At 44.4% G+C, this 25,811-nt stretch carries 27 protein-coding genes, 11 tRNA genes and 1 rRNA gene (1 of these 39 cut by a window edge); 3 read left to right on the top strand and 36 right to left on the bottom strand.

The window, feature by feature from the left end; genetic code table 11:
* From ACOJQI_RS01525 to ACOJQI_RS01465, 13 genes are all read right to left on the bottom strand, one after another.
* Positions 1–346, bottom strand: a 16S ribosomal RNA gene (locus tag ACOJQI_RS01525) (it extends 1,205 nt beyond the left edge of the window).
* A 125-nt stretch (positions 347–471) separates the two neighbouring features.
* Positions 472–545, bottom strand: a tRNA-Gly gene (locus tag ACOJQI_RS01520).
* 16 nt (positions 546–561) lie between these two features.
* A tRNA-Pro gene (locus ACOJQI_RS01515) sits at positions 562–638 on the bottom strand.
* A 40-nt stretch (positions 639–678) separates the two neighbouring features.
* Positions 679–755, bottom strand: a tRNA-Arg gene (locus ACOJQI_RS01510).
* Positions 756–767: 12 nt separating this feature from the next.
* Positions 768–853, bottom strand: a tRNA-Leu gene (locus ACOJQI_RS01505).
* 69 nt (positions 854–922) lie between these two features.
* Positions 923–1,004 (bottom strand) — tRNA-Leu (locus ACOJQI_RS01500).
* A 33-nt stretch (positions 1,005–1,037) separates the two neighbouring features.
* Positions 1,038–1,113 (bottom strand) — tRNA-Lys (locus ACOJQI_RS01495).
* A 4-nt stretch (positions 1,114–1,117) separates the two neighbouring features.
* Positions 1,118–1,192, bottom strand: a tRNA-Gln gene (locus ACOJQI_RS01490).
* Between the two features lie 88 nt (positions 1,193–1,280).
* Positions 1,281–1,357: transfer RNA gene (locus ACOJQI_RS01485), tRNA-Asp, on the bottom strand.
* Between the two features lie 59 nt (positions 1,358–1,416).
* A tRNA-Glu gene (locus tag ACOJQI_RS01480) sits at positions 1,417–1,491 on the bottom strand.
* Positions 1,492–1,500: 9 nt separating this feature from the next.
* Positions 1,501–1,591, bottom strand: a tRNA-Ser gene (locus ACOJQI_RS01475).
* A 15-nt stretch (positions 1,592–1,606) separates the two neighbouring features.
* Positions 1,607–1,681 (bottom strand) — tRNA-Asn (locus ACOJQI_RS01470).
* A 79-nt stretch (positions 1,682–1,760) separates the two neighbouring features.
* Positions 1,761–2,225 (bottom strand): SprT family protein, encoded by a 465-nt coding sequence (locus tag ACOJQI_RS01465; RefSeq protein WP_421382875.1) that lies wholly within the window; start codon positions 2,223–2,225, stop codon positions 1,761–1,763.
* A 265-nt stretch (positions 2,226–2,490) separates the two neighbouring features.
* Between ACOJQI_RS01465 and cmpA the strand changes: the two genes are divergently transcribed.
* Positions 2,491–2,604 (top strand): cortex morphogenetic protein CmpA, encoded by a 114-nt coding sequence (gene cmpA, locus ACOJQI_RS01460; RefSeq protein ID WP_006838640.1) that lies wholly within the window; start codon positions 2,491–2,493, stop codon positions 2,602–2,604.
* Between the two features lie 29 nt (positions 2,605–2,633).
* Here the strand turns inward: cmpA and ACOJQI_RS01455 are convergent, their stop codons facing one another.
* The 15 genes from ACOJQI_RS01455 to acpS all read right to left on the bottom strand — a co-directional run bounded on the left by ACOJQI_RS01455 (position 2,634) and on the right by acpS (position 14,411).
* Positions 2,634–4,787 (bottom strand): Tex family protein, encoded by a 2,154-nt coding sequence (locus ACOJQI_RS01455; RefSeq protein ID WP_421385369.1) that lies wholly within the window; start codon positions 4,785–4,787, stop codon positions 2,634–2,636.
* Between the two features lie 132 nt (positions 4,788–4,919).
* Positions 4,920–5,516: a PP2C family serine/threonine-protein phosphatase gene (locus ACOJQI_RS01450; protein ID WP_421382873.1), complete on the bottom strand. Its 597-nt coding sequence runs from the start codon at positions 5,514–5,516 to the stop codon at positions 4,920–4,922.
* On the bottom strand, positions 5,513–6,310 hold the full coding sequence (gene sigB / locus ACOJQI_RS01445) for an RNA polymerase sigma factor SigB (RefSeq protein ID WP_421382871.1): 798 nt from the start codon (positions 6,308–6,310) through the stop codon (positions 5,513–5,515). Before sigB ends, ACOJQI_RS01450 begins: the two co-directional genes overlap by 4 nt.
* Positions 6,288–6,755 (bottom strand): anti-sigma B factor RsbW, encoded by a 468-nt coding sequence (rsbW, locus tag ACOJQI_RS01440; RefSeq protein WP_421382869.1) that lies wholly within the window; start codon positions 6,753–6,755, stop codon positions 6,288–6,290. Before rsbW ends, sigB begins: the two co-directional genes overlap by 23 nt.
* Complete coding sequence (locus ACOJQI_RS01435; RefSeq protein ID WP_421382867.1) at positions 6,755–7,087, bottom strand: anti-sigma factor antagonist; 333 nt, start codon at positions 7,085–7,087, stop codon at positions 6,755–6,757. The genes rsbW and ACOJQI_RS01435 overlap by 1 nt, the downstream gene beginning before the upstream one ends.
* 69 nt (positions 7,088–7,156) lie before the next feature.
* Entirely contained in the window at positions 7,157–8,167 is a 1,011-nt protein-coding gene (locus ACOJQI_RS01430; RefSeq protein WP_421382865.1) for a PP2C family protein-serine/threonine phosphatase, read from the bottom strand.
* A gap of 10 nt (positions 8,168–8,177) precedes the next feature.
* Positions 8,178–8,579, bottom strand: coding sequence for an anti-sigma regulatory factor (locus ACOJQI_RS01425; RefSeq protein WP_119547306.1), 402 nt, complete (start codon positions 8,577–8,579; stop codon positions 8,178–8,180).
* Positions 8,580–8,582: 3 nt separating this feature from the next.
* Positions 8,583–8,939 (bottom strand): STAS domain-containing protein, encoded by a 357-nt coding sequence (locus tag ACOJQI_RS01420; RefSeq protein WP_006838632.1) that lies wholly within the window; start codon positions 8,937–8,939, stop codon positions 8,583–8,585.
* On the bottom strand, positions 8,936–9,766 hold the full coding sequence (locus ACOJQI_RS01415) for an RsbT co-antagonist protein RsbRA (RefSeq protein WP_421382862.1): 831 nt from the start codon (positions 9,764–9,766) through the stop codon (positions 8,936–8,938). The genes ACOJQI_RS01420 and ACOJQI_RS01415 overlap by 4 nt, the downstream gene beginning before the upstream one ends.
* 365 nt (positions 9,767–10,131) lie before the next feature.
* Positions 10,132–10,482 (bottom strand): type II toxin-antitoxin system endoribonuclease NdoA, encoded by a 351-nt coding sequence (gene ndoA, locus ACOJQI_RS01410; protein ID WP_006838214.1) that lies wholly within the window; start codon positions 10,480–10,482, stop codon positions 10,132–10,134.
* 4 nt (positions 10,483–10,486) lie between these two features.
* Positions 10,487–10,768 (bottom strand): CopG family ribbon-helix-helix protein, encoded by a 282-nt coding sequence (locus ACOJQI_RS01405; RefSeq protein WP_006838213.1) that lies wholly within the window; start codon positions 10,766–10,768, stop codon positions 10,487–10,489.
* A gap of 375 nt (positions 10,769–11,143) precedes the next feature.
* Positions 11,144–12,328: an alanine racemase gene (gene alr, locus ACOJQI_RS01400; RefSeq protein ID WP_421385368.1), complete on the bottom strand. Its 1,185-nt coding sequence runs from the start codon at positions 12,326–12,328 to the stop codon at positions 11,144–11,146.
* 305 nt (positions 12,329–12,633) lie between these two features.
* Positions 12,634–13,650, bottom strand: a complete 1,017-nt coding sequence (locus ACOJQI_RS01395; protein WP_421382859.1) for a LolA family protein — start codon at positions 13,648–13,650, stop codon at positions 12,634–12,636.
* 85 nt (positions 13,651–13,735) lie between these two features.
* Positions 13,736–13,975: a hypothetical protein gene (locus ACOJQI_RS01390; protein WP_421382857.1), complete on the bottom strand. Its 240-nt coding sequence runs from the start codon at positions 13,973–13,975 to the stop codon at positions 13,736–13,738.
* Between the two features lie 82 nt (positions 13,976–14,057).
* Positions 14,058–14,411 (bottom strand): holo-ACP synthase, encoded by a 354-nt coding sequence (gene acpS / locus ACOJQI_RS01385; RefSeq protein ID WP_421382855.1) that lies wholly within the window; start codon positions 14,409–14,411, stop codon positions 14,058–14,060.
* A gap of 157 nt (positions 14,412–14,568) precedes the next feature.
* Here acpS and ACOJQI_RS01380 point away from each other — a divergent pair, with 157 nt between their 5' ends.
* The gene (locus ACOJQI_RS01380; protein WP_421382853.1) at positions 14,569–15,174 is read left to right on the top strand and encodes a rhomboid family intramembrane serine protease; all 606 of its coding nucleotides are present in this window, start codon (positions 14,569–14,571) and stop codon (positions 15,172–15,174) included.
* A gap of 95 nt (positions 15,175–15,269) precedes the next feature.
* Here ACOJQI_RS01380 and ACOJQI_RS01375 read toward each other — a convergent pair whose 3' ends face one another.
* The 5 genes from ACOJQI_RS01375 to ACOJQI_RS01355 form a co-directional block, all read right to left on the bottom strand.
* Positions 15,270–16,736: a PH domain-containing protein gene (locus tag ACOJQI_RS01375; RefSeq protein ID WP_421382851.1), complete on the bottom strand. Its 1,467-nt coding sequence runs from the start codon at positions 16,734–16,736 to the stop codon at positions 15,270–15,272.
* On the bottom strand, positions 16,726–17,205 hold the full coding sequence (locus tag ACOJQI_RS01370; protein WP_421382849.1) for a PH domain-containing protein: 480 nt from the start codon (positions 17,203–17,205) through the stop codon (positions 16,726–16,728). The genes ACOJQI_RS01375 and ACOJQI_RS01370 overlap by 11 nt, the downstream gene beginning before the upstream one ends.
* 74 nt (positions 17,206–17,279) lie before the next feature.
* Positions 17,280–18,239, bottom strand: coding sequence for a UV DNA damage repair endonuclease UvsE (gene uvsE / locus ACOJQI_RS01365; protein WP_421382847.1), 960 nt, complete (start codon positions 18,237–18,239; stop codon positions 17,280–17,282).
* A gap of 551 nt (positions 18,240–18,790) precedes the next feature.
* Positions 18,791–20,260 carry a DEAD/DEAH box helicase gene (locus ACOJQI_RS01360; RefSeq protein WP_421382845.1) on the bottom strand — a complete coding sequence of 490 codons (1,470 nt, stop codon included), beginning with the start codon at positions 20,258–20,260 and terminating at the stop codon, positions 18,791–18,793.
* A gap of 450 nt (positions 20,261–20,710) precedes the next feature.
* Positions 20,711–21,403 carry an alpha/beta hydrolase gene (locus ACOJQI_RS01355; protein WP_421385367.1) on the bottom strand — a complete coding sequence of 231 codons (693 nt, stop codon included), beginning with the start codon at positions 21,401–21,403 and terminating at the stop codon, positions 20,711–20,713.
* Positions 21,404–21,499: 96 nt separating this feature from the next.
* Between ACOJQI_RS01355 and ACOJQI_RS01350 the strand changes: the two genes are divergently transcribed.
* On the top strand, positions 21,500–22,156 hold the full coding sequence (locus tag ACOJQI_RS01350; protein WP_421382843.1) for an HAD family hydrolase: 657 nt from the start codon (positions 21,500–21,502) through the stop codon (positions 22,154–22,156).
* A 53-nt stretch (positions 22,157–22,209) separates the two neighbouring features.
* On the opposite strand, the gene ACOJQI_RS01345 is transcribed toward ACOJQI_RS01350, so the two are convergent.
* The 3 genes from ACOJQI_RS01345 to ACOJQI_RS01335 all read right to left on the bottom strand — a co-directional run bounded on the left by ACOJQI_RS01345 (position 22,210) and on the right by ACOJQI_RS01335 (position 25,602).
* The gene (locus ACOJQI_RS01345; RefSeq protein ID WP_421382841.1) at positions 22,210–23,586 is read right to left on the bottom strand and encodes a UDP-N-acetylmuramoyl-tripeptide--D-alanyl-D-alanine ligase; all 1,377 of its coding nucleotides are present in this window, start codon (positions 23,584–23,586) and stop codon (positions 22,210–22,212) included.
* 118 nt (positions 23,587–23,704) lie between these two features.
* Positions 23,705–24,781: a D-alanine--D-alanine ligase gene (locus tag ACOJQI_RS01340; protein ID WP_421382839.1), complete on the bottom strand. Its 1,077-nt coding sequence runs from the start codon at positions 24,779–24,781 to the stop codon at positions 23,705–23,707.
* A 404-nt stretch (positions 24,782–25,185) separates the two neighbouring features.
* Positions 25,186–25,602 carry a universal stress protein gene (locus ACOJQI_RS01335; protein WP_421382837.1) on the bottom strand — a complete coding sequence of 139 codons (417 nt, stop codon included), beginning with the start codon at positions 25,600–25,602 and terminating at the stop codon, positions 25,186–25,188.
* Between the last annotated feature and the right edge of the window lie 209 nt (positions 25,603–25,811).

The following is a 25,811-nucleotide window of genomic DNA, read 5'->3' as shown; positions in this document are numbered from 1 at the left end:
AGTCTGGGCCGTGTCTCAGTCCCAGTGTGGCCGATCACCCTCTCAGGTCGGCTACGCATCGTCGCCTTGGTGAGCCGTTACCTCACCAACTAGCTAATGCGCCGCGGGTCCATCTGTAAGTGGCAGCCGAAGCCGCCTTTCCACCATCCCCCATGCGGGGAAAAGAACTATCCGGTATTAGCCCCGGTTTCCCGGAGTTATCCCAGTCTTACAGGCAGGTTACCCACGTGTTACTCACCCGTCCGCCGCTGACTTCAGGGAGCAAGCTCCCATCAGTCCGCTCGACTTGCATGTATTAGGCACGCCGCCAGCGTTCGTCCTGAGCCAGGATCAAACTCTCCGATAGAAGTTTGACTTGCTCATTTGCTAATTATAGTATTAGCAACTTTGTAAGAACTAGGTTCTTACTAGAATTAATGTTGACGTTTTTTGTCTTGTTTTGTTCAGTTTTCAAGGTTCAATCAGTAATAATGGAGCGGGTGAAGGGAATCGAACCCTCGTCATCAGCTTGGAAGGCTGAGGTTTTACCATTAAACTACACCCGCATATTTAATTGCTCACTGGTCGGGAAGACAGGATTTGAACCTGCGACCCCTTGGTCCCAAACCAAGTGCTCTACCAAGCTGAGCTACTCCCCGTTTTGTTATCTCATCCTCAAAACAGGATTGAGTTTTAAAATGGCGCGCCCGAGAGGAGTCGAACCCCTAACCTTTTGATCCGTAGTCAAACGCTCTATCCAATTGAGCTACGGGCGCAATACTTTCAGTTGGTGCGGCCGAGAGGAGTCGAACCTCCACGGGGTTGCCCCCACTAGGCCCTCAACCTAGCGCGTCTGCCATTCCGCCACGACCGCGTTAAAAGCGACAAGTTCTATTATATAATTTCACTCGTTAGATGTCAATAATTATTTCAAAAAGTAAAGTGCGGGTGAAGGGAGTCGAACCCCCACGCCTTGCGGCGCCAGATCCTAAGTCTGGTGCGTCTGCCAATTCCGCCACACCCGCATATTTTTTTATTGTTCCCCTTGAGGAAAACAATGGTGAGCCATGAAGGACTCGAACCTTCGACCCTCTGATTAAAAGTCAGATGCTCTACCAACTGAGCTAATGGCTCTCAATGGCTGGGCTAGCTGGATTCGAACCAACGCATGTCGCAGTCAAAGTGCGATGCCTTACCGCTTGGCTATAGCCCATCATTTTATTAACTTCTCGCAGAAGCGAGGTTTTAAATATAACATGTTTTGTCGAAAGGCGTCAAGCACTTTCTTCAAAAAGTTTTAATGGCGGTCCGGACGGGACTCGAACCCGCGACCTCCTGCGTGACAGGCAGGCATTCTAACCAACTGAACTACCGGACCAAAGATTTTTGCCGACAGGCAAAATATCTATCCTTAATGTAAGAAATAAGATATTTAGATGGTGACCCGTACGGGATTCGAACCCGTGTTACCGCCGTGAAAGGGCGGTGTCTTAACCGCTTGACCAACGGGCCATTTTATAATGGCGGAGAAGGAGGGATTTGAACCCTCGCGCCGCTTACACGACCTACACCCTTAGCAGGGGCGCCTCTTCAGCCACTTGAGTACTTCTCCACTACTTCATAAAAATGGCTCCGCAGGCAGGACTCGAACCTGCGACCGATCGGTTAACAGCCGATAGCTCTACCACTGAGCTACTGCGGAACAAAAAGTATTTAGTGTCGTTGTCCGACTTTTATTATTATAACTACATCCACTTTGGATGTCAACGGATTTTTCAATGTTATTCAGAACTTGTTTTTTCTAGTTGCAATCTGCCTCTGCACTTCCCGCAAACATACCGCTCCGTATTTATCCTTCGCCTTCTTTTGTACACGAGATTACATCCGGTACATATATATAGATGGATTTTCGATCTCTTTTTAGCCTGGGATTGAAGCGGGCTGCAGTGCCTTGGTGCATCCACCTGTTTCATCAAGTCCCTGAAATCCTTATCTCTGTGTTTGTATCCTTTTCCCTCTATATGCAAATGGTAATGACATAGCTCGTGTTTTATGATGCCAATCAGCTCATCCATCCCATGCTCTTCTAGATACTTCAGGTTAATCTCGATATTATGTGAACGCAGCATATAACGTCCGCCAGTGGTGCGCAGCCTTTTATTGAAAAAAGCCTTATGCCTGAAAGGTTTGCCGAAACTCTTGGATGATATATCTTCAACCAGCAATTGCAGCTCATTGTTTTCCACAGACATCAACTCCTTTCGGTGAACCTGACAAACTATTATAGCATATATTTAAGAGAGGAACTTATAGTTCATCTTAGAGTTGGATTTTTGGCTCATTTCACCTGATGAAAACAAACCGAGAGAGCAAATACATTTGCTCCATCGGTTTGTTTTCATCAGGTGACCTTTCAGCAGAGCTGAAAGGCAATTGAAACCGGAGGTTTCAATTGAATGAGCCAAAAATTTAAAAATGTTCATTCATAACTTCTATAAAGGAGGTTTGGTTATGCCTAACTGGCTTGTCAGCCAAATGCGGAAGGCTTATTTCGAAAAAGACCGTTACCAGATCAAACTTCTCAATCAATGCTGGTATTTCTATAGAAAAAAACACTGCTCGTAGTAAGCAGTGTTTCCTTTATGCCTTTTACGCTATTCCTTTACCATCGATAAGGCAACTCTTCCTTTTTTCACATCGGCACTCTCTACCCACACGGTTACGACATCTCCTACAGAGACGACATCAAGAGGGTGCTTCACGAATCCTTTGCGAAGCTTTGAGATGTGTACAAGTCCATCCTGCTTCACACCAATGTCTACAAACGCTCCGAAGTCGACTACGTTTCTGACCGTTCCTTGCAGCTCCATCCCCGGCTGAAGATCTTCCAGTTTCAGTACATCCTTTTTCAATAGCGGAGCAGATAGTTCATCCCGTGGATCACGGCCAGGACGGACAAGGGCATCTATAATATCCTTCAATGTCAGCTTACCAACACCAAGCTCTTCTGATAACTCTTCAAGATTAATGCCTTCTATTCTTTTTCTTAGTTCTTCTGTTCCTAAAGAGCTTTCATCCAAGCCAAGCTTCTTCAAGAGATTCCTGACTTCATCGTAATTCTCCGGGTGGATTGGTGTTCGATCCAGAACTTCCTCACCATCCATGATCCTCAAGAATCCGATACACTGCTCATACGTCTTGGCACCAAGGCGCGGGATCTTCTTCAATTGTTTTCTAGAAGTAATCCGCCCCTCTTCTTCTCTTTTCTTCACAATATTATTTGCGACCGTCTTAGATAAGCCGGCTACATATTGGAGAAGCGAGGAGGAAGCTGTATTGACGTTCACCCCTACTTGGTTAACAACTGTTTCTACCACAAAGGTAAGGGATTCGTTCAGCTTCTTCTGCGAAACATCATGCTGGTACTGCCCCACTCCAACTGATTTAGGGTCGATCTTTACAAGCTCTGCAAGTGGATCCTGAAGCCTGCGTGCTATGGATACTGCACTTCTTTCTTCAACCTGCAGATCAGGAAATTCTTCCCGGGCAATATCAGAAGCTGAATAAACACTCGCACCTGCTTCGTTAACGATAATGTAAGAGATATCCTGATTCACTTCTTTCAGGATATCAACTGCAAACTGCTCCGTTTCCCTTGAAGCCGTTCCGTTTCCTATTGCTACAATTTCAATATCATATTTTTGCAATGTTTTTTTAAATGTTTCCACTGCAGCTTCTTTTTTTGCCTTAGGAGGGTGAGGATAGATGACACTGATCTCAAGCATTTTGCCAGTCTGGTCCACTACCGCCAATTTACAACCTGTCCTGTAGGCCGGGTCGACTCCCAATACCATCTTCCCTTTCAGCGGAGGCTGCAGAAGAAGCTTCCTTAAATTCTCCGTAAATATATGTATGGCACGGTCCTCGGCAGTTTCCGTTAATGCATTTCGTATCTCCCTCTCAATCGACGGCTGGATCAAACGTTTATAACTATCTTCGATTGCCTCTTCGATGGTCTTGGAAGCCACAGAATTCTTCTTGATCACATTCTTCACCAGGAAGTTATGGATCCTGTCTGCATCAGGATTGATGGACACCTTCAGGATGCCTTCCTTCTCTCCCCTGTTTACTGCCAGGACCCTGTGAGGCACAATTTTATTTACCGGTTCACTATAATCATAATACATTTCAAATACGTTCTTTTCGTCCTCGGCGTCTTTTTTTACCGCGGTAACAAGCTGCCCTGTTTTGAATGTATCATTGCGGATCCATTCTCTGAATTTGGCATCGTCAGATACAGTCTCTGCAATGATGTCTTTGGCACCCTCGATTGCATCTTCCGCTGAATTCACTTCATTTTCTACTGAAATATATTTTTCCGCTTCCCCCTGCAGACTTCCGGATTCAGGGAAGGATAACATCCAAGTAGCGAAAGGCTCCAGCCCTTTCTCTTTTGCAACAGTCGCTTTTGTTCTGCGCTTTTGTTTATAAGGACGATATAGGTCTTCAACTGTTTGAAGTTTATCTGCTTTTTCAATATCCTTCTTCAACTCTGCCGTCAGCTTGCCTTGTTCTTCAATTAAACGAAGGACTTCTTCTTTACGGTTTTGGAGATTTTGGACATAATTCCACGCATCCATGATCGCCCTGATCTGTACTTCATCCAAGGCTCCTGTCTGCTCTTTTCTGTACCGGGCAATGAACGGAACTGTATTACCCTCATCTAAAAGGGATATTACGCTTTTAATCTGCTTTATATTGATTGAAAGATCTTTTGAAATTTTCTCTATCAGATTTGGTTTTTCCATTACTGAACTCACTGCTGCATTACCTCCAGTTTATTTCTCTACCTACCAAGTTTACCATAGCCTCTAGTATATATACTGTCTGTATGCAGGACATTCCTGCTTGGACTTTGAGCAAAAGAAAAAGCCTACTCATCAGAGTAAGCTTCCAACTATAAAGGTTGTATCATCTATCGGCTCTGCCAGACGCAAGCTGATTTCATCATTAATTTTTCTCAAGGAATTACTCTTTTGAAGCAGGGATTTAATATTCGTGATATTCAATCCGTCAGAGTGCAGTAAAAATTTAGATTGGGGTTCATATGTGAATCTTTGCGTTCGATATTTTTGGGGTCTGCCGGAAAGATAACCTGTTACCGGAAGGGGATACGTCATTTTTCCCACCGATGAATACAAATAGAAACGGATATTGCCAACACAGCTGTATTCAAACTCATTGCTATTGTAATACACCTTCATGATGGCTACAGCTGCCCCTCTTTTATGCATCAATTCCTGGTTGCAATAATTCATTAAGGTGGAAACATCCTCTTGATGATGTTTTTCCACCAGCTCCACTACTGCATTTGAGGATTCATAGGCAAACTTTCCACTTCCCAAGCCATCGGCTAGTATACAGATAAAATAATCATCGGTAGAGGTGAAAAAGAAGCTGTCACCACAATAAGGGTTCTTACCTTTTGACACTTGCTTGGCATAAACCTCAATCTGATCTTGGACTAAATGAGTCATCCAGGATGACTCTCCGAATTTCTCATTTCTGCATCTATAGCTTCTTTCAGCTTTTTAATCGCCCGCCTTTGAAGCCTGGATACATGCATCTGTGAAATTCCCAATTTTTCTCCGGCGTCTTTTTGGCTGAGATTATCCAAATAGGTATATTGAATGATGAGCCTTTCTCTCTCTGATAAAACATGAAGCACTTTTTCCAGGACAAGTTTCTGGTTGATTCGTTCGTAACCCTCGTCCACACTGCCGACGATATCCAATAATGTAACTGTACTTCCTTCAGAATCAGCCTCGATAGAATGGTCAACAGACAACGCCTGGTAGCTTTTGCCCATTTCCATCGCTTCCAGCACTTCTTCTTCAGTCACTTCAAGATAATCGGCAATTTCTTCGACTTTCGGTGAACGCTCCAATGAATTGGTAAGCTCTTCGACCGTCGATTTAATCTTAGGGCCTAATTCTTTAATCCTTCGCGGTACATGTACACTCCATGTCTTGTCACGGAGGAATCGTTTGATTTCACCCACTATTGTGGGAATGGCAAATGCTTCAAATGTCTTTCCAAAGGAATCATCGTAACGGCGTATGGCACCTAACAAACCAATCATACCGACTTGGACAATGTCCTCATGAAAGGATTTCCCTTTTGAATATTTTCTCGCTATAGAAATTACCAGATTTTCATAATGGAGCACCAAATTACTCTGGGCTTCTTCATCATTATCTTCCTGGTATGCTTTTATCCATTCTTTGACTTTTTCTTTTGTTTGCTGGTTAGGTTGAGATAGTTTCGGCATCCTTCTCCACCTGCTCTCCTTCTAGGAACTTGGTCATAAAGACAGTTACACCTTCTTGATGGTGGACTTTCACCTCATCCATCAGACTTTCAATCAGGTACAGCCCAAGTCCGCCTTCTCTGAGGAATTCCACAGAGTTTTCAGCATCATAAGGACCTACTTCTTCACGTGTCTTTTTAAAATCAAAGCTTTCACCATTATCAGCTACCATAACTTCCAAACGTTCTTTATATAAAGCGAATCCGACAACGATTTCACCGGTTTCGTCCTTGTAGGCATGCTGGACAGCATTTGTAATAGCCTCACTTGTCGCTATCTTCAAATCTTCAATCGCATCATAGGTGAAACCCATTCTGCTGGCAATACCGGAGAGAGTCAATCGAATTACACCCACATATTCTGGTTTAGCAGGGATTTTCATCTCGATGTAGTCAAAATCTTGCATTATTCTACGCCACCTTTTACCTCGGAATTAATATTCATAATATCTCCAAGTCCTGTGATATCAAACAGGCGTTTTAAGCGTTCTGATAAACCGATCAAGTAAAGCTGGCCACCGTTTGCTTTAATGGTTTTGAATAACCCTACAAAAACCCCTAAGCCTGTACTATCCATATAGGAAACCTCGGATAGATCAACGTTCATTACAACATTTTGCTCTTCAGCAGAAGATGCAAGGGCATCTTTTAATTTCGGAGCCGTATAGGCATCAATTTCCCCATTTACTTTCACGTCGATCACTTTGTCATTTTCATTCAAATCTATCGTCAAATTCATCAAATTTCACCTCTTCTACAAATCCATTGCTATATTCGTTTACCCTACTGAATAGATAATAAACATCAATCAACAAATTCTTTTTAAAATGATAAGGGTGAAGTCATCCCGCAGTTGGAAATGCTGCAGTCTTTCCAATTCTTTATATACACTGTTCACAATATCCTGGGCAGGCAGGTGGATGTACTTTTCGATATATCCAATCAAATCCTCCCTTTCGATGAACCCCTCTTCCGTACGGCATTCAGTTACCCCGTCAGAAAGAAGGATGATCAAATCGCCCACATTGACTTGTCTTTCGTACTGCCTGTATTTGGCTCTCTTATCTACTCCAAGCAGCAGTCCCTTTGCTTCAAGGTCCTCGAACTCACCGTTCTCGGAATTATAAAAGAACCCCGGCTCATGCCCGGCTGAAGAGTAGTTGAAAACATGTTCATACGGATCATACATTCCGTAAAACATGGTGATGAACATACTTGGATCCACATTCATTTCTACAACTCTATTAAGGCTTTCCAATACCGCACTTGGAAAATGCCTGTGCTCAGGGAGGCTGTCCATTGCATACTTGATCATGGACATGCAAAGCGCGGCCGGTATCCCTTTACCGATTACATCCGCGATGGCCACACTTATATAATCATTGTCATCTTGCACAAAGTGATAATAATCTCCATTCATCCTCTTGGCAGGGACACTCAGCGCCCCGACATCCAGCGCGTCCACTTCAGGTACTGTTGTACCAAGAAGCGTCTGCTGCATATTCGAAGCAATTTCGATCTCGTTATTCAGTTCCTGCTGTTTGGAGCGCAGGCTCTGATGCTCACGATAAGCAAAACCGTAACCTATCATAACCTCTAGTAAAATATCAAAAGAATCGAGCACACTACCTGATAAGCCAGGCTCCATTTCAAGCATGATGCTCTTATGGAGGCTGATGATCTCCTCTGGAGAGATATTATGTTCAATCGACTTCCGGCTGAACTTCTGTCCCAGATATAGAGCCTGTTCATCCTGTTCTTTCAAATAATTTTCTATGATCTCTTTATATTTAACATCCATTAATTCTCTAAAGTCCATGTCACTCCCCCTAGCGGAGCCACTTTGTAGCTCTTATATCAGTTCCTTCTCCCGGGGTCGATTCAACATTGAATTCATCCATCAATCGCTTCACACCCGGCAGTCCGGCTCCCAGACCTCCAGAAGTTGAAAAGCCATCTTCCATCACTTTTCGGATATCCTTTATTCCAGGTCCTTCATCCAAAGCGATGATACGAACACCGTTCTTTCCGTTCTCGCTTAGTTTTTCTATACATATTTGTCCCTGTCCGGCATATAGGTAGATGTTCCTGGCCAGTTCAGAGATGGCAGTGGTGATCCGGGCTTGGTCGACTGTTCCAAATCCCAGGTCCTTCGCTACATTTCGCCCAAGTTGTCGGGCTGCAACGATATCCCACTCATTAGTGATCTTTACGCAGGATTGGATTTCCATACACTAGTCCCCCAATTCCTGTTGTAATTTCTCCAAACCTTTTTCTAGATCCAATGCCGTCAGAACATCATCCAGATGAATGCCAAGTTCAATAAGCGTGATGGCAACAGCAGGCTGAATTCCCGTGATGACTACTTTTGCCCCCATAAGCCTGGACATATTGATAACATCACCAAGCACCTTGGCGATAAAAGAGTCGATGAAGTCGATGGATGTGATGTCGATTACCACACCTCTGGCGCTCGTTTCATGAATCTTATGAAGAAGGTCTTCTTGAAATTGAAGAGCCGTTTGGTCATCTAGTTCCCATTGAATGGATATTAACAGGCAATCGTGCAGCTTTAATATTGGTATTCTCACACTGTTCCCTCCGTTGAAACAATTTTTCTATTCGTCATTTCAAGGGCCTTTTCAATGCCCTTTCTTAAAGTACTGTTTGTGCTGAACTGATTTAAATCGATCCCGAGATTTACGATGGTCTGGGCAATCTCCGGCCTGATGCCTACCAGCATGCACTGCGCACCAACGAGCCTCACAGCCTCTGATGCTTGTATAATGTGATGGGCCACCATCGTATCCACGACAGGAACCCCCGTAATATCGATCAGCACGACTTCAGCACGGTGTTTCACAACACCAGTCAGCAGGTTCTCCATTATCAGCCTAGCCCGCTCGGTATCAATCGTACCAACCAGGGGCATAACAGAAATCTTCTCGAAAACAGGGATCAATGGAGCAGAGAGTTCTTGAAGAGCTATCTTCTGCAAGGAAACCGTTTTTTCCCATGTTTTTGCATAAGCTTGTACAATTTCGTTATACATGGGTGAAAGCCATTTATCAAAATCCTCCACCGATTGCTTATGGTTCTCCTTATCGATCTTTCCATTTTCAGTTAAATAGTCATAGACGATACGGCCGAATCTCCGCAGTCCGGATGTCACAAAAGTCAGCGGCCATCCCAGACGGACAACCCGCTCAGCAAAATCTTCAAGCCTCTCAGAATACTCTTTAGAATCTTCAAGATTGGAAATGAGCAGGTCGACAAACTCATGGCTTGTTTTAACAAAGACTTTATCGGATACAACTTCCGTTACTAAATCGTCTGATTCATCCTTCATTATCTCCATCCATTCAGAGACAAATTCAGATTTGTTCTCCTTGATTGTTCCAATTAAATCGTTAAACATCTAGTCCTCCCCATTTTATCACAAAGATTTTCTGTTCCCTCCCAGAGGTGCCAATTGTAATGCCGATTTAAAAAAGTAAATAATATATATGAAGATTTACACGAAACTGGAAAACAGAATTTTTTTTAACAGTTGCTTTTCTCATTTACATTATAAATATTTTTTGATTATTTGTCATATAATGTCCACTTTACAATAGACAAGGTACTTTATCCAATCGAATGCATACCATAAATTGAAAAATATTCATATAAACAAACAAAAGCCCGGAAGGAACTGCGGGTGCATTTTCCTGCTGAGCTTCAGAGCCGGATTTCTTCTACAAATAAAAAAAGAACACTCTCACCTAAAAGAGCGTTCTCTTGTCAAAACTGTATGAGACCCACGCTGATCTGCAGGGCATCATCCACTTTTTCCATCATTTCATCATCTAAATGCGTAATCTTATCCGTTAAACGCTGTTTGTCGATTGTTCGAATCTGTTCGAGCAAGATAACGGAATCTCTTTCAAAGCCGTAACGCTTTGCATCAATCTCAACATGAGTAGGCAGTTTTGCTTTTTGAATCTGGGCTGTGATGGCAGCCACGATCACAGTGGGACTGAACCGATTGCCGATATCGTTTTGTATAACCAGGACAGGCCTTACGCCTCCTTGCTCGGATCCGACTACTGGGGAAAGGTCCGCAAAATAGACGTCACCACGCTTGACAATCAAAGGATTAGCCTCCACTCACTAAACGTTCGACTGTATGTTCCGCTTCATATTCCGCCTGTATTGCTTCAGAAGCGATAGCAAGATTGATCTTTGCCATCTCCATATATCCACGTCTCATTGTTTCACGGATTTGGCGCTTCTTACGTTCACGAAGATACATTTTAGTCGCACGATAGATGTACTCATTGCGATTTACATTTTCTTGTTCTGCAAAGCCGTCTAATTCCGTAACGAGCTGTTGCGGTAAGCGAATTAAGATTTCTGTTGTTGTGCTGGATTCAGACACAAACCACACCTCCACCAATCACTATATACCGTTTCGTTTTACTACCATAACTATCATACCATCAATTGCCTGAAGATAAAAGACATAAAATAAAATCCTTCTCTATTATCGGCTTTAAAGCTGGAGAATTATGCATGTTTTACCTAAGCTGTTTCATAAATCCAAGATTTTCTGCGTAAGGAGGCTCCTTGGGATTCAAGTAAAGTGTGTTACATACCCATCATTACTTTTACCCCGTCTCAAAACCTTTCCCTGAATATTCTTATACAGCCTGCCGGCAGTTCATTCCAACTAATTTTATATATCACCGGAAAGGTTCCGGCATATCACTTCTTTTTCATTTGGATTTTCAGGTGTTATTTACCATGCCGCAGTTTACTTTTTATAAAATCCGCTTGTGGCGAGCAGCTGATTGGAAACTTCCACCGGTTCTCCATCCTTGATATAAATTCTTGGCACCCGGTTGGAGATGATGCAGGGAATCTCATAGTTGATAGTATCAAGTTTGCCTGCTATCTCATCCATCGATATAAAATCTTCCCCCTGCCTGCCAATCAAGGTCACCTTGGTTCCAGGCTTCACCTCATCCGGCAGGCTGATCATGCATTGGTCCATGCATATCCGCCCAACGATCGGGGCGCGCTTTCCGTTGACCAATACCTCCTGGCCCTGCAGTTTCCTTAACCATCCATCGGCATACCCGATCGGCAGAGTCCCGATCCATTCATTCTTTTTTGTTTCATAAGTCGCACCATAACTGACCTTTTCCCCCGCCCGGAGTTCCTTCACTTGCACAACCCTTGAGTGGAGGGAAAACACCTGCTCCAGCGGAAATGGAAGAATGCTTTTCATTTCAATTGAAGGGGACAGGCCATACATGGCGATTCCCGCCCGTACCGCATTGAAGTGCGATACAGGATGGGACAGCGTTGCTGCACTGTTCGAACTGTGGACATATTCAGGGCGTTCAGACAACGAAGAAATCATCTCTTCAAAGACCTTCAACTGCCGGTCAAAATACTCTGTATCCAGTTCATCTGCTGTTGCGAAGTGGGTGAAGACCCCTTCCAGGCAGAATCGCTCTTCCCGGCGGATAAACTTCTCAACCTTTTGAAGTTCTGCCGTATTACGCACCCCTATCCGGCCCATTCCAGTATCACACTTAATATGGATGTTCAGCTTCCCGTCTTCCTTCTCCAGGAATCCCCTTGCTGCTTCCAGCCAATCATAATCAAATACTGTCAGTGAAATATCATGGGTCATGGCAAGATAGGCATCTTCAGCTCGCGTAGCCCCGAGCACCAGGATCGGAGCATCTATTCCATTTTCTCTAAGGGAAATGGCTTCATCCAGGAAAGCAACCGCAAGCCCCCCGGCTCCAGCCTTCAGCGCCATACGCGCAGTCTGGACATCTCCGTGGCCATAAGCATTCGCCTTCACCACCGCAAACATCGTTACACCTTCCGGCAAATGCCGTTTGATATTTTCAACATTTTTATATAGGTTATCAAGATCGATTTCTACCCAGGTATCCCTGAAGAATCGGGTTTGAGTAATCAATGAATTCACTTCCTCTTCCTGAAACAAAGCTGCCTGTTCTGTACAGCTTTTCCATATGACTATTAAATCTGCATTGCGTTTAGTAATAAATTCGATTATTGCCCGGGCGGCCATTGCTGTCAAACCCTATATTTCCTATTTCACTCCGAAAACCGCCAGACCCTCAACCTTTTGAAGGACTGGCGCTTGCCGGAGTCCGCCTCCAACATTTTCTTTTTAAAAAGTATATCAGAATTTCCTATCCTTTTTCTAATGACAGCCTAAAAATAGGAGCCGCCCGTCAGAGCAGCTCCTTCACAAATTGTTTATTTAACCATTGATCCTTGAACCGAGCGGGCGATTTCTGTCATTTCGTCCGGAGTCAGGTCATTGGATGCAAGCATATAGTCAACACCATCATACGTCCAGGTAATCGTGCGGTCGGTCATGGCCGCGACTGTGAATCCAAGATCCTGGATATCTCCGTTTACCGTTGTGGAAACTGTCACAGCAGGAACGACTGTTGATTTCTCTTGAACAAGAGTGAAGGATTTTTCACCATCATAAGTGAGAACGACACGCTTGCCATTATCCGTCTTCACTTCTTTTTCCTCTACAAGCTCAGCGCCTTTTTCAGCTGCTGCAGTAGGATACGTTACAGTGAACTCACTGTCGGCCACATTTGCAGTCACAGGCATTTCAAGCTGGGCGCCTGTCATGTTCTTCTTCATGTCGAAGTCGTTTTTATCAAATGCCGCTTTTGTATCCATTTCAGAGAACTCAACTGTTACAAGCGCATTGCGGTCGGCATCCATCACTTTTACGGAAGCCGGTGTCAAATCCTTCTTGTTAAAGCTGATTTCCTGGAAAGGCAGCATCTGGCTGTTTTGATATCGTGTGGCCGTTTCGAAAACATAGTGTTTATCGGTTGCCGTAAATTTGGCCTCTTTGTCCGCCTTGATATCCTCTACAAGCGACTCAAACAGGTATGCCTGGCTGCTGTTGTTCGGCCAGTCGCTTTCAAACTTGAAGCTTTTGTTCAGCGCCGGCGTCAAAACAAAAACTCCTTCGTCATTACGCAAAATCATCTGACTCTGTTCTTTGGCAGGGTTCGATAAGTTCACGCGGTAATAATTCGGATCATTATGCCAGATATCCACATCATACGTTTGCGGTTCATCTCCGACCTGAAGAGTCATCTTCGCTTTTGCTTTATATCCCTTCATATCTTCCACTTTGGCACTCAAATCCTTGAGAACATCTTCTTGAGACTTCGCTCCGCAAGCAGCAAGCATTAAGATCGCCAACATCGCTGCAGCCAAAACAACTAACTTCTTTTTCATCCTTTCAACCCCTTTTATCTCAGTTAACGTATTAGAGAGAGGGGAAACCAGCCGGCATGAATGAACTGTTCTCCATTCAAGCCGCTCAACACCCGCCGTCCAAAAATCTTTGGAAAACAGCAATCCCGCTGCCAGCTGGCCTTGTCTCTCCTACTGCACTATGAATATATGAGACAACCATGGGGTTTATGCTAGAAAAGATGACAAGCCCGTAAAAATTAATTGAGCGGCTGAGGTCCTTGAAGACACACTGAAGGGTTTTTTTCTTTTTATGTATCTGGGAAGTTTCTTCAAGGCACCTAGGATGTTCTTTTTTCTTGTTCATGCCTTTGAGACTCTTCTTCAAGACACTTTTATAACGATTTTGTCCACTTCATGTCCTTGAGAGGCTTTTTCATGGAATTCACTTAAATTTCTTCTATAATCACCTGCGCAGCGGCAAAATCTTTGCTGTGGGTGATGGAAAGGTGCACACCTTTATCAATTGGCAAGGCTATATAAGGCTTGCCCCGGTGATCTTTTCTCACTTCAATATCCGTAAAAGAAAGATCGGAACCGATTCCGGTGCCCCGGGCTTTGGCAAATGCTTCTTTTGCAGCAAACCTGCCCGCCAGAAATTCATATCGGCGGCCATCGGATAAAGATGAGTAGTGATCGATTTCCGCGTCAGTCAAAACCCTTTTAATAAATTTCGGCTGCCTCTCTGCAAGCCTGGCTATTCTTTTGATTTCCACTATATCAAGACCGATTCCTTTGATCATTGAGATCCTCCTCATTCTATTTCTATCTATTATTACATAGTATTAGTACAAGATATCCCATCATTGATGGTAACACACATCAGGCTACACACTCGGCGAATAAACAGGTAGAATGTTAGACATGCAAGGGTCAGCGTTCTTAAAGGAGGTAACAAACATGTTTGTCCGAACAGAAAGCTTTTCTCAATTCATCCGGCTTTATCCGATTGTATCCATTATAGTATTTATTCATCTATTGTTATTCAGTGTTACTTTGGTTCCGTTCTTACCAGAGATATGGGTCTATGAACATTTTGCCGGAATCAACCTTTATATATTCAACGGCGAGTGGTGGAGGCTGATAACTCCAATCTTCGTTCATCTGGGGTTTGCCCACCTTTTATTCAACTCGTTTTCCCTCATCCTCTTCGCTCCTCCATTGGAAAGGATGCTTGGAAAAATAAAGTTTACGGCTATTTATCTCGGCTGCGGTTTCATCGCCAATGTCGCTACTTACTTTTTAGAACCGCTAACTTATAACCATGTAGGCGCATCAGGGGCAATCTTCGGGTTATTCGGTATTTATGTCGGGATGGCCCTGTTTCATAAACATCTGATTTCAGCACAAAACAAGCAAGTGATCATCCCGATTGTTGTGATTGGTTTGGTCATGACTTTCTTCCAATCCAATATCAATATTACCGCCCACCTATTCGGACTGCTTGCAGGCATCATTATTTCCTGGCTGCTGCTTCCTTATATGGTCAAAAAAAATCACTATTAAAAAACGGCGTGCACGAGGGAACCGCTCCTCGTACATGCCGTTTTTTGTTTTGGGTCTTTGGTTTCCTTGTTTCTGGATACCGCACGCATACACCTTTACAGCCCCTGCTTCTCAGGGTAATACCATTGATAAATTCTTTTTACACTTTCATCATCGAGGTCGACAATTTTGCCTGCGGCTCCTGTTTCTCCTGATTTCACTGTTGCCCTCAGGTTGGCCAGCTCTTTTCTCACCTGAAAGAAGTTTTGCTCTGTTTCCAATGATTGAATCCGGTATTTCTTCATCAATAATGTATGCTTCTGCAATGAGCGGTATCTCAAGCCAAGTTGTGCTTCCTCGATACTCCAGCCGGCACTGCGGAACTTGGAATACCCGAAAAGCCAAAACGGGACATAAAGGAATAACGACCATAGCCCAAGCGGCCAGAAAGCAATGGTCACCCCAATAATAACGGCTGTCACCAGCAAGCTTTCCCTGAAAAGATAACGTTTCAAGGATCTTTTAGGTACGGTTTTAAAATCTACTGAAATCTTGTAGTCAGGCAGGACATCCTTCATGACTGCCTCTATTTTTTGTTTTTTGATCATTGGAAGGATCTTGATTGTGCTGCTTTCTTTTTCAAGTACAGATCCGCCGGCGCTTTCAATTTGAACGGCAGCATACCCCAAGGGCTGTCTCAGGATATTTTCGACGATCCTGACCCCTTGGATCCGATTGATCGGAACCGTCATTTGCTTTTTCTCCAGAAGGCCTCTTGTGATAATCAAGTCGGCCCCTTGCTTTTTTACGGTAAAATCAGCAAACACCAACAAAGTGCCGATGATGGCCGCAATCCAGGCAATCAACAGGCCTATGATCACAACAACACTCACCAGAACAACACCGCTTCGGACGAACTGCTCCAATTCGTTAAACACTCTTTCATACGGTATGAGTTCATCGAATTGTGATAGGAAAATCAACACCCCCGAGATGACGACACCGGCACCTCCGGAGGTAGTGGCCATCAGCAGCAGGTCTTTAAAATTCATTTTGAATACCACTTCTTCGTTGTTTTGGATAACAGGCTGTTCTTCTTCAGCACCTGTATTTCTTTTAGACGATTTAGCTTCGTTAATGATCCTCTGCAGTTCCTGCGCTTCACTTTTACTGATGGCCGTCAGTTCCGCTTCCGCCTGCTTGGAATCAGAAGATCCGGCAGTTTCCACCTTGACCTTAACAAGTCCGAATGGCCTTTGCAGGATCCCCTCCGTCAAATTCAGGCTTTGAATCCGTTCAAAAGGGATGTATCTCTTTTTCTTTACAAATAATCCATATTCAATCCGCAGCTCTCCCTCTTCAAGCCAATAGGAAAAACGAAGCCACTTGATGATCCCTGCGACCAGCAGGAAAACCATGATGGAGCCACCAATAATAAATGGCAGCCACTCAAGGAATCCTTCGGAATCATCTCCTCTGTTCAGAAAGACCAAAAAGATGAACGGAAGAATGAGCTCCTTCAACTGCTTAAGAAAGTTTGCCACTGCGGAAATCGGATGAAGCTTCTTTTTCTCAGACATCATCTTCAGCCACCCTTGCCAGAGCCGATATCGAATTTCGCAGCTCATCAGCCTCATACATATCGAGTGCGGGGATCTCATGAGTAGTCGCGGCCGTGGAGATGGTTATAGTCGCTAAACCATATTTCCTAAGCAGCGGCCCCTGTACGGTATCAACATGCTGGACCCTGACCATCGGTACAAGTGTCCTTTTCACAAAGAAGACTCCTCTTTGAAGCTCAATCTCCTGCTCCCTTACTTCATAACGCCATCTCTTCCAGCGTATGACCGGGAACAGGACGGCAAAAAAATATGTATAGACAGCAGCAATGATCACCGCCGTAACGGGAATCCAAAGCGGCCAGTCAAAAATAATCGAGAGAACAAGCGCTGCCACAGCAAGGATGATGACTCCGACCGAATGAATCAGCCCGGACCATCTCCAGACAGGGAGCGCTTTCTCCGATATTCTTGTGCTTGGTTCATTCACCATCGTTCTTCCTCCAATCGATTTCTACCTTTCTCCATTGTATACGATTGCAGGCGCATTTTAGTTTCGTTTCACTATTAAATTTCAAAAGATGCATGATCGATCCAGCGAAGCTCCTTCTTTTCCCGCAGATCTTCAACCAGCCGGAACAAGGCATCATCCTTCTTTTTCGCTTCAATCATGCAGTCGACCTGATCCGCGGAATCTTTAATGCCATTGAGAAAATCGAGGAACATACCCGGATCAATATATTCAGCGTGCGCTTTGAAATCTTTTTCAGAGCGCGGACTGGATATATGCATTTTCACCGGAAGAGGTGAATCCGCCCAAGTCCCCACGACTCTTTCCCAATCCTCTTCCCAGCTTTTTTCATGGTGAGCCAGGTGATGATGATAATCAAAAACCATAGGGATTCCAAGCTTTTCACACAAATAAAGGGTATCATGAAGGGTAAAAACAGTATCATCGTTCTCGAGGATGATCAGCTCCTGCAATGAAACAGGAGTCAGCCCCCAGTTATGGATGAACTGTTCCAGCGCCTTTTCCTTATCTTCATATGCCCCACCGACATGAAGGACACACCGATGCTTCGGATCGACATCCATCCCCCTCAGCAGCGCCTCATGGATCTTCAACGTCTGCAGAGTGTTCTTAAGAGTATCTTTGTTATTGGTATTGAGGAGGACAAAGTGATCAGGGTGAAAGCCTACCCGCTGCGGATGCTCCTTGATAAAATCACCGATCTCCTGCAGCGGTTCTTTCATGGCCCTCATGAATTTCCAGTCTTTCAGCTCGGGATGGTTCGCTAGCGGGATCAGCTTGGAACTGAACCGGAAGAATTTAATGTCATGAGCAAGATTATGCTTAAGGAGCCTCAAGCAGTTATGCAGATTGGAGACTGCTATCCGCTCAAGCTTCCGCAACCCGGCCTCCCTGTCTTTCAGCTGTGAAAATTGTTTATATGTCATCGTCTGAGATGGTGACGCATTCTCCAGGTGAACACTCATCGCTACATAACCCAATCGAACAATTGTCATTTCTTCTCCGCCTTTTTTGGGAATAGCATCTGCTATTGGGGCGGGTTCTATTAGAAAGGGGTTTGGTGAGTTTCGGGGGTTTGGCATCATTCGGTTTACTCCGCCATTATGATGCTGGTTTACATACGCTTTGGGGACATCATCCACTTCAAGCTACCCTTTTAATGCTGGCATAGACGCTCTTTGAGGACATCATCCTCTTTATGCTCCCATTATGATGCCGCCATTTACGCCCTTTGAGGACATCATCCTCTTTGCTCTCCCCTTTTGATGCCGGCATAGATGCTCTTTGAGGACATCATCCTCTTCTCTCTCCAATTATGATGCTCGCATAGACGCTCTTTGAGGACATCATCCTCTTCTCTCCCCCATTATGATGCCGCCATTCACCCGCTTTGAGGACATTATCCGCTTTATGCTCCCATTATGATGCCGCCATTCACGCCCTTTGAGGACATCATCCGATTCACTCCCCCACTATGTTGCTGGCACCCCCTCATCCAAACAACAAAAAAACCATCCCCGATAAAGGAGATGGTTTCGTATATTTATTAAGATTCGCGCTGCTGTTTACGGCGAGGATTTCTTGAAGAACGGCCTCTTGAAGAAGAGTAACCTTGTCTTCCTCCGCCTTTGCCGCCGCGGTTAGAGCCTTTTTTGAAATCGCGTTTTCCGCCGCCGCGTCCACCGTTTCCTTTGTTCGGAAGCGGTCTTTCTTCTGTGATTTGAACCGGTGTATCATCCGGCTCTTTTGTCAACAGGCGAAGAGCAGCTGCTGCGATATCCACGCTGCTGTGGTCTTCAAGCAGTTCTTTTGCCATGTTGCGGTAGTTTTGAATGTCATTGGAGTTCACTGTTTCAACAAGCTTCTCCATTGCCAAACGCTGCTGTCCTTCCAATGCTTCGTTGGAAGTAGGCGGCTTCATTTGCGTCATTGTCTTTTTCGTTGTTTTCTCAACGATGCGCAGGTAACCCATTTCTCTTGGTGTTACAAACGTCATCGCCATACCTTCTTTACCTGCACGTCCTGTACGTCCGATACGGTGGACATAGCTTTCAGGATCTTGAGGGATATCGAAGTTGTATACGTGAGTAACGCCTGAAATATCAAGTCCGCGTGCTGCTACGTCAGTTGCAACAAGGACATCGATACGGCCTTCTTTGAACTGGCGGAGAACTGTCATACGTTTCGCCTGGCTCAAGTCACCGTGGATTCCTTCTGCAGAGTAGCCTCTTAGTGTCAATGCACGAGCCAGTTCATCGACACGGCGCTTTGTGCGTCCGAAGATGATGGCAAGTTCAGGTGACTGCACATCAAGCAAGCGGGAAAGCACATCGAATTTTTCTTTTTCATGCGCTTTTACAAAGTACTGCTCGATATGAGGAACCGTCATTTCTTTTGATTTTACACTTACTGTTTCAGGATCTGTCATGAAGTTGTTCGCAATCTTGCGGATCGGTCCCGGCATTGTTGCTGAGAACAATAGTGTTTGGCGCTCATCCGGTACATTTTTCAAGATTGATTCGATATCTTCGATGAATCCCATGTTAAGCATTTCATCCGCTTCATCCAGAACAAGCGTGCTTACGTTTCCAAGCTTCAACGTTCTGCGGTTGATATGATCAAGCATACGTCCAGGTGTACCGACGATGATATGAGGGTTCTTCTTCATCGCGCGGATCTGGCGCTGGATATCCTGTCCGCCGTATACAGCCAATACGCGTACTCTTTTATCTTGACCGATTTTGAAAAGCTCTTCAGAAACCTGGATTGCCAACTCACGAGTCGGGGCAATGATAAGTCCTTGTACGTTCGGGTTGTTCACATCGATCTTCTCTACCATCGGGATACCAAATGCTGTCGTTTTACCAGTACCTGTCTGTGCCTGGCCGATAACGTCTTTACCTTCAAGTGCCAATGGAATCGCACCGGATTGGATTGGTGTTGCTTCTTCAAAGCCCATGCGATTGACCGCTTTTAATGTACTAGAGCTTAAATTTAAATCTGAAAACTTTGTCAATTTCTCATTTCTCCTTTTGTTCAGGGCTGCTTCCGCATTATTTGCTGCTATTACAAATCAATAAATTAAAATGACGCTCTTTTCAAGTTGAAAGGGGAGCGAATAGATATCATGAAGAAATTCTCTTCTTCAACTGCCAGCAACAAAGGTTACGAAAAAAGCCTTGTTTATTGATGCATTTATTTTATTGACATGGTCTACATTTTCATAAAGAGAACCCGGCTGCAGTCTAAGCACCCTTATAAAACATAAGGGTCATGGATCTTACCGAGATATATTTATTGTGAAAGCCGTGTTATCCTTATCGGCAACGTGTTTGGGACAATAACTACCCTACAAAAAAAATTACTCTTCTTAAAGAAGAGTTTGCACAAAAAAATGTGAACAATGTTATGGATATGTTACCACTAATAGAAGAAGATTTCAATTAAAGTAAAATTATCTTGCTATTCACTTATCTTTCACCAGGAATTCTTTCACCTTATTGAATAGTTCATCACTGTCATCACTGTGGCAGATCAAGTGCTTTGCTTCTTCCGAAAAATATCTCTCCTTTTCTTCATATGTAATTTCTTCATACAAGAAATCGGCACTTTTCGGAGGAACGATTCCATCTTTTTTTCCCTGAGCAATAAAAACGGGAACATTAATATCCTTCAACAACGGTTTGGCCATCAATACTACTTTCCTGAACTGGTAGGTTGCCGATATGGGGGTATCCTTGATTTTCTTTTTGTACCGCAAGAATAACTCATTATCGGACAATTCTCCCCGGAAAACATCCTGGATCATCTCCTTAATGTCTGCCAGGAGCTGTTTAGGATTGACGTAGTAAGCGGCAGCACTTAACAAGACCAGCCTGCTGACGGGGTACTTCACAGCAAGATAACTAGCGATAAGGCCTCCCATGGAAAAGCCGATAACATATACCTCTTCACATTCTTCCAGCAAAACCTTCAATTCCTTCTCTGCACATTCAACCCATTCATCCGCCTTCTTCCCTTTCAGAGCGAGTGACTCACCATGGCCGGGAAGTGTCGGCACTGCAATCTTCCAATCTGTATGGCGTTTGAGATAATGAGCCAGAGGGTCGACTTCATAAGGTCCTCCTGTAAAACCATGTATAAGTAAACATCCATTCATCATTATCACCGTTTTCGAGGTATTATATTTATAGCGCAAAATAATATTTTGTAAACATCTTTGCGGTTTGCTTTTTATAACCAAAGGAGGTTTTTCATGAAAGCCATTTTATTTGATTTGGACAGGACGCTGCATGACAGGGACTCCTCGGTCCTTGAGTTCCTGAAAGCTCAGCACCAAACCTTAAACAGACTGCACCATACGGTCATACCTCCCTCTTATATTGACCGGTTCATCGAATTGGAATGCAGGGGGTATGTTTGGAAAGATAAGGTGTATGCCTCCTTAGCAGAAGAATTCAGCCTTCCGCTTTCACCCGAAGAGCTGCTGCATGATTACCGGAACGGCTTTCACCGGCACTGCATTGAAATGGACGGGGCTTCCGCTCTTCTGATATTCATCAAGTCACTGGGGTTAAAAATAGGCATGATTACAAACGGCATGACGGATGTGCAAAACCAAACTATCGACGCTCTTGGGATTCGGTCTCATTTTGATTGTATCGTTATTTCTGAAGAAGCCGGGATGAAAAAACCAAATCCCGAGATTTTCGCATCTGCTGCAGAAGCATTGAATGTTTCAATTTCAGAATGCCTTTATGTTGGTGACCATTATGAGAATGATGTGGCCGCCGCCCGAAAAGCCGGCATGAAGGCAGCCTGGCTGACAGTGGATGAACTGGCGCCAGCAGGGAGTGCCGCGGACATAACAGTTTCCTCATTGGCAGAGCTGCAGGAATACTTATCAAAATAAAACGGGTGCCTGGTACAAAGTTGTGCCAGGCACGATTTCTCGGTCCAAAAGCATTACTTGGTAAGATTTTCGATGATCTCTTCCAGCTCCATCCCGCGCGAAGCTTTAAAAAGGATGACTTCGTTTCCTTGAAGGATGCTTTCCAGCTTCTCAGTCAGCTGCTGTTTGTCATCAAAACTAAAGACGTTTTCTTCGCCGATGTTTTCTGCTGCCCCTTTTGCGGTGTTCTTAGCCAGGTCACCGTAAGTGAAGACCAAATCAACCTTGCCTTTTTGGACTTCCTGCCCTACCTCATAATGATAAGCCTCTTCATTTGGGCCAAGTTCAAGCATGTCACCGGCAACCAGAATTTTTTTGCTGTACCCCTCAAGGCCTGACAGAAGGCCGATTGCCGCCCTCATGGAAGTCGGGCTTGCGTTATAGGCATCATTAAGAATTTTCTCGCCATGCTTCCCTTCCATCATTTCCATTCTCATTTTTGTCAGCTTCAACTGCTGGAAGGCCTGAGGCATTTCCTTGTAATCCACACCCAGTTCTTTTGCGATCAGCATGGAAGCGAGGGCATTCATGACATTATGCTCACCCAGCACCGGAAGGACGACTTCTGTATCAGGCTCTGCATTCACCCTGAACACACTTCCGGAATCGGTTGTTTTTACCTCTAGTGGATAAAGCGTGTTTTCTGTTCCTTTGCCGAAGGTTTCCACTCTGAACGGCCAGTCTTTGTCGATTCTTTCGTTCAGTAATGGCTCTTCCCCGTAATAGACAAACAAACCTTCTTCTCTTAAACCGCTGATGATCTCCAGCTTGGCTTTGGCGATGCCTTCCCTGGAACCCAGGTCCTGAAGATGTGACTCACCGATGTTGGTGATGACAGCCGCATCCGGAAGGGCGATAGTTGACAGCTGTTCGATCTCGCCAAATCCGCTCATGCCCATTTCCAGGACCGCCACCTCAGTGTCTTTTTCCAAATCAAGAATGGTTAGCGGAAGGCCGATATGGCTGTTGAAGTTCCCTTGTGTCTTTTGAACTTTGTATTTCAAGCTGAGAAGGTTTGCGACCATATCTTTCGTGGTCGTTTTTCCATTGCTGCCTGTAATCCCGACAACTTTGATGCCAAGTTCATGGCGGTAGGCTGTGGACAGGTTTTGCAATGCTTGCAGACTATCTTCCACGATGATGATCGGAAGGCCTTCCGGAGGGTTCGGCACATCTTTTTCCCATAGAGAAGCAGCTGCTCCGCTTTTAATGGCTCCCTCAACAAACTTATGGCCGTCCACTTTTTCCCCTTTGAAAGGAATGAATAAGTTTCCTTTTTCAATTTTCCTGGAGTCGATGGAGACCCCTTGAATGGTTACATCCTGAAATGCCGATAGATCATTTTCTACATTTATCATTTGGGCTAACTCGCCTAAAGATTTTTTTATCATTTCAACAGCTCCCTTTGCGGCTATTTTCAATTATTATAGGCTCTTTTCTCAACTTTGTTACTCTCGTGTATGTATAAAAGAAGAGAGCTGACCAGTTTTCCTCGTCAGCCCCTTTGTTTTACATAGTATGTTTGATGTTCTGCTTCTCGGCATGACGTTCTTTTGCCAGCTGGACAAGACGTTCAATCAATTCAGGATATTCCACACCGCTGTGCTTCCAAAGCAGAGGGAACATGCTGAATGGAGTGAATCCTGGCATCGTATTCACTTCGTTCATATAAATCGTACCTTCTTCTGTTAAAAAGAAATCCGCACGCACAAGACCCGAGCAGTCCAATGCTTTAAACGAATCGACTGCAATCCGTTTCATTTCTTCGTAGGTATCTTCCGGGATTTCTGCCGGGATGATCAGGGCTGTGTCTCCATCTTCATATTTCGCTTTGTAGTCATAAAAATCTTTTTTCGGCAGGATTTCACCGGCTACAGAGCATTCCGGGTCGTCATTCCCCAGCACGCCAAGCTCGATTTCCCTGGCTTTGACGCCTTGTTCAATGATGATTTTGCGGTCAAATTGGAAGGCTTCCTTAAAGGCAAGGACCAGTTCCTCACGGGAAGTCGCCTTGCTGATCCCTACGGAAGATCCAAGGTTGGCCGGTTTTACAAAACAAGGATAGCCGAGTTCTTTTTCAACTTCCAAGTAAGCGGCTTCCGGATCGCTTTCCCATGTTTTTTTCAAATACCACACGTAATTCACCTGCGGGATTCCCGCCTGTGCATAAAGGTTCTTCATGATGACTTTATCCATCCCAGCCGCTGAAGCCAGAACTCCGTTACCGACATAAGGAAGGTTAAGGAGCTCAAGCATTCCCTGGACAGTTCCGTCTTCCCCGTTCGGTCCGTGAAGCAGCGGAAGGATGACATCAAATGTGCTGTCTTCGCTCTCAGAAACACTTAGTGTCGTGCTTAAAGCATTCGGAGCAATCGCCTCTCCTTCTGAAAATGCCAGCTTTTTCGCTTCCTCTACCGGTCCTTCCAGCTGAGGCCCCTTGATCCACTGGCCTTCCTCTGAAATATAGATCGGATATATATCATATTTTTCATTATCCAGCGCGCCTATAACTGCTTTGGCTGTCTGCAAAGAAACTTGATGCTCCGCTGACTTGCCTCCGTATAATAAACAAATTTTCGTTTTCATAAGTATAGCCTCCAAATATGAGTAGATGTTTCTATTTTATCACTTTCACTTAAAAGCGGAAGAAGGATTATGCAGGAAAAGCAAATAAAGTCTTACGGCTCTAAGGCTCATTTCAGAATCCATGTTATCAGCCTATGCAGAAATCCGTTTAAAGCAACACCCTTCACCATAAATTTCTATGTATCAAATGTAATTCTGCGATCCGCCATTCTTGCGCTGGTAAAATATTACCCCCGCGCGATACCTTATCAAACATACTTATTATGAGGGAACCGAACCCGGGCTATTCCCTGCAACGCATTAACGCACTAAAAGGGACAGTCCCTCTTAGTGCGTTAACGTGATAAAGCTTTAGTGTCATATTCGACAATATCAGACACATTCCGGGTGGTGACTGGCACTGATCACTTCACCACCAGTACCGGCCTGTCCGCTTTTTGTACGACTTTAGGGCTGACGCTTCCCAGCATCAGCTCCTGTATGGCATTCAAGCCTCTGCTTCCGACTACAATAAAATCCATATTTTCTTTTTTAGCCAATACAATGATTTCCTCAGCCGGGTCTCCTTTTGTGAGATTGACTGAATAAGCGAGCTCTGCCTTTTCAAGAACTCTGGAGATGGGCTTCATCTTTTCTTCCCGCTCCCTTTGTCTTGCGCCGGGATTCATTCCGAGCCAGGCATCATGCTTTGAGGCTTCATGATCAACAACGTGCACCACCATCAGTCTATATTCCTCGTCACCCTTCAACAAGGTGACAACGTGTTCAGCTGCTTTGCCCGAATGCGGTGATCCATCGGATGCCAATAGAATAGATTTCAACCTTTACACCTCTTTTGAGTTTTATTTTATCAGATGTCCTTGGGGATAGAAGCATTCTTTTGAACCAATCAGTTTTTGTCTATCCCCCTCTAACTTTGTTAAATCATACGTCTTTGGTCCTGTTTTTTTGACCATCTTCGATAAAAAATTACGGTTTTATGGAAAGTAGTTCAGTTTTGTGATTGTAAAACTAGGAAAAGCAGTCTACA

The sequence above is a fragment of the Bacillus salacetis genome (assembly GCF_049177075.1).
Lineage (GTDB): Bacteria > Bacillota > Bacilli > Bacillales > Bacillaceae_B > Rossellomorea > Rossellomorea salacetis_A.
Note: the sequence above shows the minus strand (reverse complement) of the source record. Positions and strands in the feature narration are given on the sequence as shown.

Coding starts and splice junctions, on each gene's coding strand:
- ACOJQI_RS01395 (WP_421382859.1), bottom strand. CDS start 13,650: ATGAAAAAGAAGTTAGTTGTTTTGGCTGCAGCGATGTTGGCGATCTTA.
- ACOJQI_RS01430 (WP_421382865.1), bottom strand. CDS start 8,167: ATGGACTTTAGAGAATTAATGGATGTTAAATATAAAGAGATCATAGAA.
- uvsE (WP_421382847.1), bottom strand. CDS start 18,239: ATGACAATTGTTCGATTGGGTTATGTAGCGATGAGTGTTCACCTGGAG.
- ACOJQI_RS01355 (WP_421385367.1), bottom strand. CDS start 21,403: ATGAATGGATGTTTACTTATACATGGTTTTACAGGAGGACCTTATGAA.
- ACOJQI_RS01450 (WP_421382873.1), bottom strand. CDS start 5,516: ATGACTCATTTAGTCCAAGATCAGATTGAGGTTTATGCCAAGCAAGTG.
- ACOJQI_RS01375 (WP_421382851.1), bottom strand. CDS start 16,736: ATGATGTCTGAGAAAAAGAAGCTTCATCCGATTTCCGCAGTGGCAAAC.
- ACOJQI_RS01425 (WP_119547306.1), bottom strand. CDS start 8,579: ATGGAAATCCAATCCTGCGTAAAGATCACTAATGAGTGGGATATCGTT.
- ACOJQI_RS01455 (WP_421385369.1), bottom strand. CDS start 4,787: ATGGAAAAACCAAATCTGATAGAGAAAATTTCAAAAGATCTTTCAATC.
- ACOJQI_RS01340 (WP_421382839.1), bottom strand. CDS start 24,781: ATGAAAACGAAAATTTGTTTATTATACGGAGGCAAGTCAGCGGAGCAT.
- ACOJQI_RS01415 (WP_421382862.1), bottom strand. CDS start 9,766: ATGTTTAACGATTTAATTGGAACAATCAAGGAGAACAAATCTGAATTT.
- ACOJQI_RS01370 (WP_421382849.1), bottom strand. CDS start 17,205: ATGGTGAATGAACCAAGCACAAGAATATCGGAGAAAGCGCTCCCTGTC.
- cmpA (WP_006838640.1), top strand. CDS start 2,491: ATGCCTAACTGGCTTGTCAGCCAAATGCGGAAGGCTTATTTCGAAAAA.
- ACOJQI_RS01380 (WP_421382853.1), top strand. CDS start 14,569: ATGTTTGTCCGAACAGAAAGCTTTTCTCAATTCATCCGGCTTTATCCG.
- sigB (WP_421382871.1), bottom strand. CDS start 6,310: ATGCCGAAACTATCTCAACCTAACCAGCAAACAAAAGAAAAAGTCAAA.
- ACOJQI_RS01345 (WP_421382841.1), bottom strand. CDS start 23,586: ATGATAAAAAAATCTTTAGGCGAGTTAGCCCAAATGATAAATGTAGAA.
- rsbW (WP_421382869.1), bottom strand. CDS start 6,755: ATGCAAGATTTTGACTACATCGAGATGAAAATCCCTGCTAAACCAGAA.
- ACOJQI_RS01435 (WP_421382867.1), bottom strand. CDS start 7,087: ATGAATTTGACGATAGATTTGAATGAAAATGACAAAGTGATCGACGTG.
- ACOJQI_RS01350 (WP_421382843.1), top strand. CDS start 21,500: ATGAAAGCCATTTTATTTGATTTGGACAGGACGCTGCATGACAGGGAC.
- ACOJQI_RS01390 (WP_421382857.1), bottom strand. CDS start 13,975: ATGAACAAGAAAAAAGAACATCCTAGGTGCCTTGAAGAAACTTCCCAG.
- acpS (WP_421382855.1), bottom strand. CDS start 14,411: ATGATCAAAGGAATCGGTCTTGATATAGTGGAAATCAAAAGAATAGCC.